The 13,185-nt window shown below is 46.2% G+C and carries 12 protein-coding genes and 1 pseudogene; 5 read left to right on the forward strand and 8 right to left on the reverse strand.

Translation table 11 applies throughout. The features are described 5' to 3' along the window. The first annotated feature begins 257 nt into the window (after positions 1-257). Positions 258-1,235: an NAD(P)/FAD-dependent oxidoreductase gene (locus tag J7439_RS05820; protein WP_209200885.1), complete on the forward strand. Its 978-nt coding sequence runs from the start codon at positions 258-260 to the stop codon at positions 1,233-1,235. Between the two features lie 13 nt (positions 1,236-1,248). Here the strand turns inward: J7439_RS05820 and J7439_RS05825 are convergent, their stop codons facing one another. Further along, the gene (locus J7439_RS05825; RefSeq protein WP_209200955.1) at positions 1,249-1,518 is read right to left on the reverse strand and encodes a hypothetical protein; all 270 of its coding nucleotides are present in this window, start codon (positions 1,516-1,518) and stop codon (positions 1,249-1,251) included. On the opposite strand from J7439_RS05825, the pseudogene J7439_RS05830 reads away from it, so the two are divergent. Then, positions 1,468-1,683: pseudogene (locus J7439_RS05830) on the forward strand (peptidylprolyl isomerase); the annotation flags it as partial. The gene J7439_RS05825 and the pseudogene J7439_RS05830 sit on opposite strands and share 51 nt — an antisense overlap. 7 nt (positions 1,684-1,690) lie before the next feature. Here J7439_RS05830 and J7439_RS05835 read toward each other — a convergent pair. Genes J7439_RS05835 through J7439_RS05865 form a run of 7 tightly spaced genes read right to left on the reverse strand, consistent with a single transcriptional unit; the run spans position 1,691 to position 10,584 of the window. Continuing rightward, entirely contained in the window at positions 1,691-5,005 is a 3,315-nt protein-coding gene (locus tag J7439_RS05835) for an ImcF-related family protein (RefSeq protein ID WP_209200887.1), read from the reverse strand. Between the two features lie 16 nt (positions 5,006-5,021). After that, entirely contained in the window at positions 5,022-5,846 is an 825-nt protein-coding gene (gene icmH / locus J7439_RS05840; RefSeq protein ID WP_209200888.1) for a type IVB secretion system protein IcmH/DotU, read from the reverse strand. Between the two features lie 12 nt (positions 5,847-5,858). Further along, positions 5,859-7,211, reverse strand: coding sequence for a type VI secretion system baseplate subunit TssK (gene tssK, locus J7439_RS05845; RefSeq protein ID WP_353623004.1), 1,353 nt, complete (start codon positions 7,209-7,211; stop codon positions 5,859-5,861). An 8-nt stretch (positions 7,212-7,219) separates the two neighbouring features. Then, on the reverse strand, positions 7,220-7,729 hold the full coding sequence (tssJ, locus tag J7439_RS05850) for a type VI secretion system lipoprotein TssJ (RefSeq protein ID WP_353620122.1): 510 nt from the start codon (positions 7,727-7,729) through the stop codon (positions 7,220-7,222). Positions 7,730-7,734: 5 nt separating this feature from the next. Then, the gene (locus J7439_RS05855; protein WP_209200891.1) at positions 7,735-8,037 is read right to left on the reverse strand and encodes a PAAR domain-containing protein; all 303 of its coding nucleotides are present in this window, start codon (positions 8,035-8,037) and stop codon (positions 7,735-7,737) included. Then, positions 8,034-8,627, reverse strand: coding sequence for a DUF6931 family protein (locus tag J7439_RS05860; RefSeq protein ID WP_209200892.1), 594 nt, complete (start codon positions 8,625-8,627; stop codon positions 8,034-8,036). Before J7439_RS05860 ends, J7439_RS05855 begins: the two co-directional genes overlap by 4 nt. Before the next feature lie 4 nt (positions 8,628-8,631). Further along, positions 8,632-10,584, reverse strand: coding sequence for a type VI secretion system Vgr family protein (locus J7439_RS05865; protein WP_209200893.1), 1,953 nt, complete (start codon positions 10,582-10,584; stop codon positions 8,632-8,634). 305 nt (positions 10,585-10,889) lie between these two features. Between J7439_RS05865 and J7439_RS05870 the strand changes: the two genes are divergently transcribed. The 3 genes from J7439_RS05870 to tssB all read left to right on the forward strand — a co-directional run bounded on the left by J7439_RS05870 (position 10,890) and on the right by tssB (position 13,182). Next, on the forward strand, positions 10,890-11,927 hold the full coding sequence (locus J7439_RS05870; protein ID WP_209200894.1) for a hypothetical protein: 1,038 nt from the start codon (positions 10,890-10,892) through the stop codon (positions 11,925-11,927). 140 nt (positions 11,928-12,067) lie between these two features. Continuing rightward, the gene (locus tag J7439_RS05875) at positions 12,068-12,607 is read left to right on the forward strand and encodes a type VI secretion system tube protein Hcp (RefSeq protein ID WP_209200895.1); all 540 of its coding nucleotides are present in this window, start codon (positions 12,068-12,070) and stop codon (positions 12,605-12,607) included. 74 nt (positions 12,608-12,681) lie between these two features. Then, a complete protein-coding gene (gene tssB, locus J7439_RS05880; protein ID WP_209200896.1) occupies positions 12,682-13,182 on the forward strand; it encodes a type VI secretion system contractile sheath small subunit in 501 nt (166 codons plus the stop codon). Positions 13,183-13,185 lie beyond the last annotated feature (3 nt).

A 13,185-nucleotide genomic window follows, 5' to 3' on the forward strand; every position in this document is an offset into this window, starting at 1 on the left:
TTTCAATTCATTGAGCAAGGTTAGAGCCGGGTCATCCGGTACCCTCAGCAGCTCTTTCCTGATGACCATCAAACCCCCGGATCGCGTCGGAAAACGTAATTAGTACATTTTACATCTATTTGTGCGGCCTCCACGTAGAGGTGGGTTGCAACTTTGCAAATTTTTCCGCAATCTGCTTGCCAGATGAAAATGGTATAAAAAAACGTGGCATTCACGTTTCGTTGAGAGGGCCGGATGATAAGTAACGAGGAATACCCATGAAAGTTGCACTGATTGGAGCCGGACTTTCCGGGATAAAGGCCGCAAGTCTGTTGGCGGAATTGGGGCATGAAGTGACTGTCTTTGAGAAAAGTCGCGGATTAGGTGGGCGGTTAGCCAATCGACGGGAAGCATGGGGTAAGCTGGATATTGGTGCCCAGTACTTTACCGCCAGGGATCCGGGGTTTCAGAAACAGGTAGAGCTCTGGCTGCAAGCGTCTGCTGTACAGGTCTGGGATTTTTCACCCTATTGTGTTGAACAGGGAACATTAACACCGTCACCGGATGAAACGGTGCGCTATATTGGTTCCCCGTTAATGAATCAGCTGGTTTATTGTTTGAGCAGCAACATTGCCGTTAACTTCCGATGTCACATCTCGAAGGTGGAAAAGAGCCGGGAAGGGTGGCGGCTGTTGTCTGACAATGGTGCGCTTTTTTCCGGCTTCGATTGGTTGATTGTCAGTAGTCCTGCAGAGCAAAGCCGTACCCTGCTTGATAGCTGTTCTGATGTGATGGCTCTTGTACCTGAGGCCGTCCATCAACCCTGCTGGGCAGCAGGCCTTGCTACCCAGGGGAAAATTCCAGAAGATGTGCAGGGTATCTTTGGTGATAAAACGGTCCGCTGGGCTTCGCGGTTATCCAGCCGACCCGGTTTTATTAAAGCGCCGGATGTTGACGATGTGTGGATGTTGCATTTCTCGCCAGAGTGGTCTGAACAACAGGGTAAGGAAACGGCAGTGGACATTGGTCAGACAGGTTTGAACTGGCTGCAGACAATAATGGCTACCGGGCTTGAGAAAACTGCGGAATATCGACATTACTGGCGCTATGCCAATATTAAGCCAGTAACCTTTGAGCAACCTTATCTTCTGGATGAACGTCAGCGGCTTGCGGTCATTGGTGCCTGGTGTGCGGGTGGCAGGGTTGAGGGGGCCTGGTTATCAGCGCAGAAGTGTATACAGGATCTGTCGGGTTAATGATGAACAGATCTCACCATGATCGTTGATCGCCCCCGCCTTCTGCGAGGTCCTGATAAATCTCTGTCACGGTATCTACGATCTGAGCCAGATCTATCCGGGTAAAACGGCTTCTGCGCGCGCCAGACTCGATCTGAGTGATTCGCAGCAATTCATCAAAAATGGAGGTCAGTCGTTGTGAGTCCTCAAGGGCATGATCAAGATGGCTGAAAAAATCTTTAGCCTTGCTGGAGTGAAACAGCTTAAGAAAGGTGCCAAATTCGATGTCCTGGCAAAGAGGCATTCCACCTGCCCTTCTGGTAAAAAAGGCAGACACCTGGGAGAGTTCAGGAAAGGGCAGATGGTGCCAGCCTTTGATAAGGTGTGTTTTACCGGCGAGTTACTGACACACCATCTGGTGAAAACCAAATTCGGCTGGCATGTGGACAAGGTGCTTTACCGAACCTGAGTAAAGTTCAAACGCCAAAAACAGCTTTAGGTATGGTAATACGCTTAAAACTGGAGAGCAGGGCTTCAAGATTTTTGTTGGAAGCAGATTGAAGCTCTATTGAAGATTCATAATTATCCTGTTTATGATGCAGGATAATCGTGTCACCATTTTTCTCCCCGGCAGATTCCCGAATGAACCTGAGCCATGCCCACGGACCAGAGTAGGTTTTGGCAGCCTGCTGTTGAGCCACATCATGGAATGATGAACTCAGTATTCGGTCATCGTCATTCATTCGATAAATACTTTTCTGCCATAACGATGGGCCGTGATTGTAAATTATTTTTTTGTACCCGTCGTCCAACTGGTAATGGGTTGAATCTGAACTTAAGGAGAATACCCGAATATTTATTGAATTATCAGCCATGGTTCCGGTGTCATTGAAAAAGAAGCGTTTAATCACCCGGGCATGGTTAAAGAATACCTGTAGTTCAGGGCTAAGGCGGAAATCCTGATGCTCCAGGAGTTGAAGCCGATTGGCGTTGACTTGAAAAGGCTTTAAGTAAGACGAATAAAAATTATCTATCCAGCCTCCCGGACCGAAAGCCGCTTGAAATGCATCAGGCTCTATTTGCAGTGAGCCATTGCCATAAACCGGGAACCGGCCGGCAATGGTCTGGTGCCATGGAGACACTAACTCAGTTAACCACTGATTCTCTATATATTGTTTAGCCAGCCGGAAATAGACACTGCCCCATTGCGAAACCAGCTGTTTGATCCATTGCCGGACGGCCACCGGCTGCCCTTCAGCCAGCAAAGTAAGAGCCAGCACCGGGTGATGCCCATTAAGCAGCTGACGAACCTGTTTGAAAGCAATCACGGTGGGGTTATCAGCACTGCGAAGGTGGATCAGGTTTTCAAGAATTTCTTCCAGATGTTTGTGCAGATTGCGGAAAAATTCCCCGTTACTGTTTTCGTCAACCAGGCGGTGATAATCCGTAAATGCCAGTGACAGCAGTTGATTATGACCGGCGGAGCCACCGAGTTGGTTATAGGTCAGCAGAGTATTCTTTCCTTCACTGCTAAAACCATCTTCGCTACCGGGGTCATTGGTTTCTGCCGCTGTCTGGAACCTGGTGTGCTCTTTAACGGCACCCAGAACATCGGTTAATGGGGAAACACCCAGCAGCGCCAGTAAAGAGACGATGTCGGTAAGCTCGTTTATGGTCGACGATCGGCGTATATGTATGCAGTTCAACAACTGATGCCAGTGAGTAATATATTCCTGGGCAAAAAGCTTTCTGACTGAGTCCAGGGTGTTCACTGCCAATGCTGTGGAGACATGGGCAGATTCTCCCTGTATTTTCAGGGTATCCTGAATGCTGTTGATGACCAGTGGTGCATCATGGTGTAGCTGTTTATTGTTCCAGCTGTTGGAGGTGAACAGTAACGGGTGGTATTTGTTGCAGGAGGAGGAATTACTCACTTCAAAAACATGACTGAAATGAGGTCCCATCAGGTTGGCAATAGCAATGGACTGTTTGAAATCAGGCATTACCTTCAGGCGATTGTAGATCAAAATGCTGGCTGTCATGCCTTGTAGCTGTTTTTGTGCTTTCTGTATTAATGCAGAGTCCGGCTGGTAATGGATATAATCTGGCAAGGTCAGGTAATCTGTCAGACGTTGCTCAAGTTGTTCAGAAAACGGCTGGTTTAAGCCCGCCGGTTGTGCCAGAAGAGACAGGGTGTGGTTGATTAATTCATGGGTTACCAGTTGGGATGAGTCAAATAGCATCATATAAAGCCGCAGACTTTCAAAAACCGGCACCGTGTTTCTTTTTTGATTCTGCAACTCCAGTGATTTGGCTAAAGCGGTAATCAGGTAAGGCGACAGTCTCAACTTTAACTGTTGATAGTAATAGCTTTTGAGCATTTCCTGTAACGGTTGGAGACTTCGACGACTGGCCACTAACATCCGGGGTGTTTGCTCGAACTCCGTCAATAAGTCTGCGAGAGAATTAAGCTTTGCCAGCGTGTCAGGCAATGAGCTGATACGGCCCTGGTCTCGCACCAGCAGATCAGTGTTGGCTTTGTAGGCCAGCAGTACCTGTCTGGTCTGGTTGGTCAGCTCTTTTCCAGCCGTGAAATTGCGATATAACCACCAACCGGAAAGACACAGCAACAGGCAACAGAAGCCGTAACCACTGAGGCCGGCAAAGCGATAGAAATAGTGTGCTTTTTTATTCATGCCAGCGCGGTTGGCAAGGGGGAGCAGAAACTGTTGGAAAATATTCTGCAGGAATGAACTGTGATACTCAGAACTGATAGTGTCGAACTTCTGCCGGTTACCGGAAGAAAACAGGGAGTGACAATAGGTGGCTGCGCAGTCATAACGGTTGTTGTCGTCGGGATTGCTCGGCGGGCAGATAAAATAGCCGGCAACATCCAGCCTGTTGGTCAGCAGGGTCTCTGAAGAACGGGCGATAAGCGGCTGAATCTGACTGCCAAATGTTGACAGTTGGAACAGTATTTCCAGACTGTCGTTTGCGTGTTGGGTGTTGTATATCAGGCCAATGAAATCTGACTGGCGTAGGTAAAGCTGTTGCAACAGTTTTTGCCAAGAAGAGTTAAACCAGAGTACTATTTTTTCGGTGCTGTCTTCTGGTCGTATAGCGCCTAACGAACAGGTAAGCTCATCCCTGTGCAAGCTTTTACAAAAGCTGTCATACCCGGGTAACTGGCGAATACCGGAGAGCATGAACAGGGTTGGCAGCTTTTGCTGTGCAGCGACAGCCGCCTGATTGCTGTATCTGCAGATACAATCAAGATAGGCCTCCTGCTTTTCAGGGCTCATGGAGAGGGTAGTCAGTGGTAAATCCAGCAGAATGCCATTAAAAGGCTGTCGTGGTCGTCTGTTCCTGACCATGGCAAGCATGGTGCTCCAGGAGCAGTTGCTTTCTTCCAGTTCGTTGAGTTGTTTTACATGGAGCAACAGGCAGTCTTTACCGTGCCAGCCCTCGATGAACTTTTCCCCGGCAATTCGGGGCATGAATAACTCAAGTCCCATGGTCAGGAAAAACTGATCCAGGGCAGCGTTGTTATCAGAAAATATCAGGAATAATGGGCGATGATAGCGATTAGTACGAGAAATGTGTTTGCTGATAAATGCCGATATATAGCTCTGTGTGGCTCGCTCATCCTGTTCTCTGCGCTTCTGGAGCAGGGTAAAACAGAATGCTGTACAAAGGGAAATAATACTGATAGCTACCAGGCAGTAAAGTGTGACCTTCCATTTCAGCAACAACGCCAGCAACCCCAACGGGAATAAAGACACCACTCCCACAATTAAGCACGTTAGCTTAATTATTCTTATTAAATAAGAGTTCATAAACCTTGTCCGTTGTGGTTAATTGGTAACCGTGAGTCGGTTGATTTGTTACATTTCCGGTATCTTCAAGTGTGATGATGGCAATATCTTTTTGCTCATAGATTAAAATGCCACCGATAATAAACAGGAACATCAATGCCCCCAGAAAACACAACAGTGTTCTTCGATAGGGGAACGAGCGTAATGGCTGGAATTCCTGTTGATTGTTGTTGGTCTCCAGTTTTATTTTTTGCAATAAACCCTGTTTGATAAACAGATGGTAGAGTTTTACCAGAAGTGAGTTCAGCTCTTCCTGTCTGCCCTCATTGAAATGGCCGCTAAAGCCGGATTTGAAACAGAGAAATGAGAGAAATAACAGATCCATGTGTTGGTCAGCCTCTTTGAGGCTCTCATCAATGATCTCGAAGACATATCTACCTGCATCCCTTCTATTGAATAAACGGCTACATAAGGTTTCCTGGAGCCAGAAACCAGTTCCCCAGGAGGTCGCCATAATGAGCTCATCCAACGTCGCGGCCAGAATCAGAAGGGCTTGTCGGTTATCCGGGTGCTGAACCTCACTCTCGTAGTTTTGCAGTTGCTGTTGGATATTATGGTAGAAGGCAGAAATACTCTCCGGTGGTTCAAGCCGCTGAATCCCATTGATCAGGGTTAGCAGTGGCAATGCGCCGTCTACAAGACGGTTACCGGTATCAACGGGTATCATACCTGTTACAGGGTCAAGCCAATCCCCCGGCGATTGGAGCTGGCCATAAGCTGGACTGTTATTCTCAGGATTAGCAACCGGATCAGACATATAAGGTTCTTCTCAAAGCGTTTGAATCATGAATAACCTGACTTCCGGGTCACCCAGCTGTTTATCAAAATGCAGGGCGAAATGGGAGCAGTCCCTGATCAACGGATCGCTGAGATCAACGACAAAAGTCTGGCAATTCGGCAAACATAACTCAATAGGAGGCGTGGCCAGTGGCGTCAGCTTGAGTCCTGATATGGCGGCTTTTAACAGAGATTGAATCCGGTCCTGCGGGGCTACCGTGATAAACCGGGGTATATTCGCCATTAACCAACCGGAGTCAGCACCGGAAATTTCAAAAGAAAGCACGCACTGGACATTAGAGCCCAGTGCTGCGGGAATGGCGGCGGTGAGGATTCTCTCCATTGGAAAATCGGAGTGATCAAGGGGTACTTCCATGACCGTGTCACGGGAGACAACATCCATGGCATTGATAAGCTGTTCAAATATTTCAGGTAACACATCGCCCAGTGAATCCTGATGGAGTGTTTTGGGTTTGGGGATTTCGTAACCTGTCAGGCCGGATAGTCCACCGGCCATGGAAAAAAGTTCTTGATAAAGCTCCCGGGGAAGCAGGTGAGGGCGCGTCATCATAACCGCCAAACGTGCTTGCCACTGACTGAAATACATGCTCCATAAACGATCCTGTAATAATATGTGCTCGCTTTTAAACTGCCTGCCGCTATTGATCCTGAAAGCAACGGCACTGGCCATCTGTTGGATTCTGTTAAAAAGATGCTCGACTTTATCCATGACCACCCGGGATATTTGTAAATTAATAGCAGAAGGAATAAAGCTGCTATCCAGGCAAATGGCACCATTACCATCAATATAAGAAATCCGGGCCACATTAAGACTCACATAACTTTCCATGGCATCATTGCCAATCATTAACTGGAAATTTGGCAGAGCCATATCAACATGGGCGACGGGGGCATCCGGGTTGACACTGTCAACCAGAGACTGCCCATGGAACCGGTAGCGATGCTGGGCTGAATCACCAACTTCTGAACAGCCATCGCGGGTTATTGGCAATACGAGAGTCACTATCGCATCGCTGGTGGCTGATGGGGGGGTGGCGGTTAAAGGTTCGTCCAGAAGAAAAGGGGTACAGTCCGGCAATATGCCACTGGCATAATTGATGCGGAATCTACCGGATTTCAGCGATTCTACGTCAATTTCCAATGCCGTGAAGCCAAAACAGACCGGGTTCATCAATTGGAAATACTGCCCTGCCAGGTACTGGGTAAACCGGTTTTGCTGTTGAAAGTGCTGGGGAGTCATAAAAGCACCTTCAAGCCAGCACACAGGATAGGGTTTCACTATAACAGTCCTCATATACCAATGATAAAGTGAAGTGCAAACCATTGCGTTGCTTATTTGCAGCGTTCTAATACCCCTTTATTGTTATTGAAGAAAACATCAAAACATTGTTTTTTGCCGGGCTGGGTTGTGAACCAGTGACGGGTAGTCGCCTGCTCAAAGTTGCTGAAAAAATAAAGGAGTCCGATAAAATTTGTGTCCATTTCAGGTTTGATGGATTTTGTTACAGTGGTTCCTGGTTTTATCGGGAAAGATTGTTCAAGGTAGATAAGGTCTTTCCCAAGTGAATTTTCTATATCCTGGTATAAAGAGATGAAATCCAGTGATTGAAAGCGATCAATCTGTTTGAGCTGAACGACCTGAATAAATAATGGATTTTGTTCATTGCCCAGATATGGGTTTAATATTTCACTGGCTTTAATGTTGATCGTAATGGCTTCTTTCGCTGTTAACCCGCTTGATCTTAATCCACTGGAGCAACCAACAGGTGTTGTACATAGCAAAATCAACAGCATCTTCATGGCATATCTAATCATTTCTTCTCCCTGTTGAAACATGATCACAACACTCAAGCCCCTATCAGAACAGTAGGACACCCCATGGCGATAACCCCACCATGCGCAGTGGAATCCCCCATCCTGGCCTGTGGCATTTTATTAATCAGAACAGACTTACTGCAGCCAACGACGGAGTCCGGCGGTCCAATACACAGGCATTGCTGACCAGCACCAGCCGAAGGCATACCACCAATCAACACAGTGGGCACTGAAGGTGCTGGTAGAACCGGCCCCCCCACGTGAGGAATCGGAGGAACTGCGGGGCTTTGCATTGGGCATACGTGCATATCAAGAACACGGGCGGCGGGCATCATAAATTATCCTCCTCCGGCGAAAGAGTGAGTAAGTCATCTTTATGCATGCCCTCAATCAGCTTGATCCCAAGGTTGATAAATCGCGGAAAGAGTGTACGGGTATGCATGGCATCCTCGACCAGTGCCGCCAGTTGAACAGCTCCGGATACCGCCTGGCCAAACAGCGAAGGACTGGGGTCAACAGCTGGCGCATCTTCAGGCGTAATACTGCCGCCACTCCAGAATATTGCCTGTCCCAGCCAGGCTACCGGGGATTTTACGCCAAGATGATGTAAATCTTTTTCGTGGGACCGGCGGTGCTTTTCCACAGGTTCCTTTAACCAGGAATCTATTCCTTCAAGAACATTTGCCTCTTGCCTGCTCCATAAGGCAGGTGTGTGCACCAGACATAGGTAACCCCATGAGATGGAATATTCTTTCTTGAAACAGTGGGCCAAAAAAGCGACAGAGTCACTATAAGCCTGTTCTTTTAACAGGCTGGTCAGCAGTTGATCCGGGCTTGTTACTTTTTTCGCCTGCTGCACAAGGTGTTCATTAAAATCGTACACCTGCAAAAGTCTGGTAAGGTCATCAAACAACAAAGCACTCATAATCTCAATTGACCATTGTTAATTTGCCATTAATGATTAACACACCATCGCTTTTTAAATTCACGCAGGCATCGCCACTGGACGTCACCATTTTTCCTGCTACTTCAACCATCTCTCCACGCAGGGCTGCCAGCTCTCCTTTAATGTTAACCATCTTGCCATTTATTGTTGTTGATACATCCGCCTCAATGGTAACACTGGGCGATTTTATGGTGACTTCTGAAGGGCTGATACTGATTTCACTGTTGCCACAGGTCAGAGTGATACCCGCACTGCCTGATATATTAATCTTCTGTCCCTTGATAGCAGTATCAGAATCAGAGGAATAACTGGCGTTAGCGCCAGATGCAATATCGATGTCAGCGCCGGATACCAATTTCAGGTTCTTTTCAGTATTCATTGTCTGATTACCCGCAACAGAGGAGGCCAGGTCGTTGACAACTTCCAGTAACATGTCCCTCTGGCTCCTTATGTAAAACTCCTCCTGATCTTTGGTATCATCCAGCCTGACCTCGTGACCTTCAGCACCATTGGGCATGGACAGTGTTTTGAAGCCGGTAAAATGCCCTTCACTGTATGGTCTTTTGTTAAGACCATTAAACAGACAGCCTACCACTACAGGTTGGTCGGGATCTCCGTCAATAAAACTGACGACCACTTCCTGTCCGACACGGGGCAATATAAAACTTCCGAAACCAGAGCCTGCCAATGATTGAGCCACTGGTACCCAGCAGAAGCATTGATCGCCTTTTGTTGTTCCTGAACTGTCCCAATGAAAACGGACTTTTATATCACCCTGGTCATTATGATAAATCTCTTTGCTGTCAGGCCCTGAAACCAGGGCGGTTTGTATGCCTGGAATTCTGTTTTTGTTGAGGGCAGGGGGAACAAAAGGATAGTCAATATTGATACAGGTAAAGGTGTTCTCGTACTCTTTTTGCTTACTCCTGGACTGTTCATTGACATTGCAGTGAAACTGGTGAGAGATTTGATCAATATAATACTCTCCCTGCTGGTTAGAATCCGTATGACAGATGATTTCAAACCTGGTGCCAATACGAAACCCGGATTGTGAACTTTTGCAGCTAAGACGATGACTGGATAAGCGATTGGTAAAATTCAGGGCCGCCTGATCAGCAGTCGATCTCTGGTCAACCCGGGAATCCCAGAGCATCGCCTCCGTGGAGGGCGCTGTACCCGAACCTCTATTGGCCTGGGCAGCTGAACTGATGATGGCCTCCGCCTGCTCCCGGTTGTAACCGGTGACAACAGCTTTACAGCTGTAATGGGTGTGGAAAACCGGAGTGCAGCCTCGCAGGCTTTTAATTTTATCGCTGGCCTGTTCGCCATATTCAACCGGCTCATCGATCCGGGTAAAGGCCTCATGGTTTGAACCAACAACCATGGTATGGCTGCCGAAGTCGTGGGCAAAATAGTAGCACTTGCCCTCTTCACTGAGGAGTCGGGAGAAAAATTCAAGATCAGTTTCCAGGTACTGTACGCAAACTGTTCGGGACTCAATATCATTGAAATCAGAAAAACGGATCGATGTATCGAATTCATACTCAGAACAGATCTGATCAATGATTTCGTAGGCATTCATGTTTTGAAAAATACGACAGTTCTTTCTGGTGCTGAGTCTATACAGCCAGGGGCATAGCTCTATCTCCCATAAGGTATCCCCTCGTTCCCTTGAATACTTCCAAAGCTCTTTTACGTAGCCATTAACAACAAATCGTGTTGTTAGCTGTGTTTCAAAACCCGATCTGTAGCTGATAGTTAAAGGTTTGTTAATAAAACTGTGCTCATCAAAGCTTCCGCTGGTGAATACCGTTGCCCGAACCGTAAACAGCTCACACAGTTTCTCACTGACTTCCAGCTTTGTAGCAATATACTTGTTTCCTGCAACGTCTTCAGCGATAAGACGTCTATTGTCAGGTGTAAAGTTGTTATTCATTTTCATATATTTTTTTAATACACAAATATTTATTCATGGAATCCTAGTTATTTTTCTTAAAAATGAAAATAAAAAAAACTAATTAATAAATGCTGTATATAGCATAAAAAAGTTAAGTGTTTTTTTGAAATTGATCTAGATTCTAATCCAAGTTGTCGGATTGAATAAGTCTGGCTGGAAAGGAGAATAGCCTTCAATGTTATCTAACTAAACTTCTTCAAGATTTCGTTTCACTGGAATGTATATTTCGTTTCACTGGAATATATATTGTTCCATTGAAAAATTATTATTGATGTATTTTGATTATGATTATTTTGAATGAGAATCTATATTTATCTCTTAGTTCTCACTTTACAGACTCGTTCGTACCCCCTCTGTTACACGGCACCGATCAATACAGGTTTCTCCGCAAACTGATTGCGGAGGCTAATTCGGTTGCCAGGGCCTGGTTGCAAGAGCCTGATGTTGAAGCCGCAATCAACCTCAGAAAGAGTCTGTTCAGCGCCTGGCAGGAGTGTCATCAGTGGTTGTTAGGTGAAACGAAGAGCAAGGCATTGTGGTCACCGGAATGGTTCGGTTGGCTGGCGTATTCCGGCCTGTACACTCCTGAATCACCATGGCAGTCTTTCTGCCTTTCTTTCCTTCTGCTTGATCTGTGTCTTGAACGGGTGCCCACTGATTGTAGTAGTGATATTAAAGAGTCTTTTTGTGAATCCCTTGGTCGCCTTGCTTCCATGATCTCAGATGAGAGTAAAGAGCCACTGTTTTTGGCCCCTCTGCTGGAAACGGAACTATTGAATAATCACTCCTTGAAAGACATTAAGGCAATTAATCAGGGATATGAAACACCTGACCGACTTTCTGCTGACATATTGAGTAGCCTCCAGTCTCTCGCTGAATCATGGGAGAAGCTTCCGGGGCATTTCAAGCGTTTTGGCCAAATAATACATCTTGAGAAAATCAAATCGGTTATTAATGACGCTATTCTGGTGCTCAATCAATGTGTTCCAAAATCGCAGTCCGTTGAGCAAGAAATCACAGACGGTCTTCAAACATCAGATAGTATGGGTGGTGATGGTCTGACAGTCACACCTATGGCACCAAAAGTCCTGAATCGTGATAGTGCCAGGGTCACCATTCAGGAGCTGCTTACCTTTTTTCGCCGGACCGAACCCCATAGCCCGGTTTCCTGGCAACTTGAAACGGCATTGAACTGGCTGGATCTCAGTTTTCCCGAGCTTCTTTTAAAAATGACCGGTGAGCAGCAAGAACTGTATCAGGATATCAGTCGGCGGCTCGGTATGGTTGATACCCTGTCAATTGAAGAAAAAAACGAGGGATAATCTTATGAGAAATTGAAAAAACAGGTCTTCTGCTATTTGTATTAGTAGAGCTGCCTTTAGCCATTGATTGTCTGGCTGATCTCTTTAAGTACGGCCAGTACTATACATTATCAATTTTCTATATTCCCGGGAAAACTACCATGGCTACTTTTTACATGAATATTGAAGGACAAACTCCAAAAGGGGCGTCAACATTGGAAAAATTCACTGGTGGTGATGGTTTGCCGAAGGAAGGCTGGTTTGCAATATCGTCGTTTAGCTGGGGAGCTTCCCGATCAATAGGCATGGATGTTGGAGACCACAGTAATATGGAGAGTGGTAATTGTATGATGCACGAATTCAGGCTCAATAAAACACTCTGCGGAGCCTATGAAAACATATTATCCCTGTTACTGGCACCTTCAAGTGAGGGAAAGAAATTATTTCTGATTGGCACAAAGCCTGAAAGGGTGGCAAATCAGGGGCCTGAAGTCTACCTGCAGGTGACCCTTGAGGAAAGTCGGCTCAGTTATTTCAGTATGTCCGGTAATGATGGCACACCGACGGTCCAGTATCACATCACCTATAGCATGTTTCATATAAAACACTGGTTTGAATCGGCCAGTGGTGAATTAACACCTGGTGGGTTGATTACTTATAACGTTAAATCAGCATCGGCAGAATCTACCGTAACAAGTTAATCAGCTGTGTCCGTTCTTTAAAATTTATAGAATTTATTGCGAAAAACTACCTGAAATTGGTGAGGATCAAAAAAATGCCTCAAAATTCCCAACATAAACGTATTCATAAAAATCGTGTCAGTATCACATACGATGTTGATGTGAGCGGATCAACCCAAACCCGTGAACTGCCATTTGTGGTCGGGGTTATTGCCGATCTCTCAGGTCATCGCCCTGATGATCGAAAAGATGCCATAGAAGACCGGCAGTTTATCCGGGTAGATCAGGATAATTTTGATTTGATTATGTCAAAGCTGGGTCCTGAACTCAGTCTTTCTGTAGAAAATAAACTTGAAGAGGATGGGGCACCAATTGCCTGTGATCTCTCTTTTAATGCCATGGAAGATTTTGAACCCGACAATATCGTACAACAGGTGCCTGTTCTGAATGACCTGGTTACTGCCAGAAATCAGCTGATGTCGCTACTTGGCAAGTCGGACCGTTGTCGGGATCTCGAAAAAACACTGAGACAAGTGATCAGCAATAATGATTTGATGCAAAAACTGGCCGATGAGCTGGATATTAGTAAGGAGTAGTTG

Origin of the sequence: Salinisphaera sp. G21_0, from assembly GCF_017744115.1 — a bacterium.
Classification (GTDB): Bacteria; Pseudomonadota; Gammaproteobacteria; order Pseudomonadales; family Endozoicomonadaceae; genus Endozoicomonas.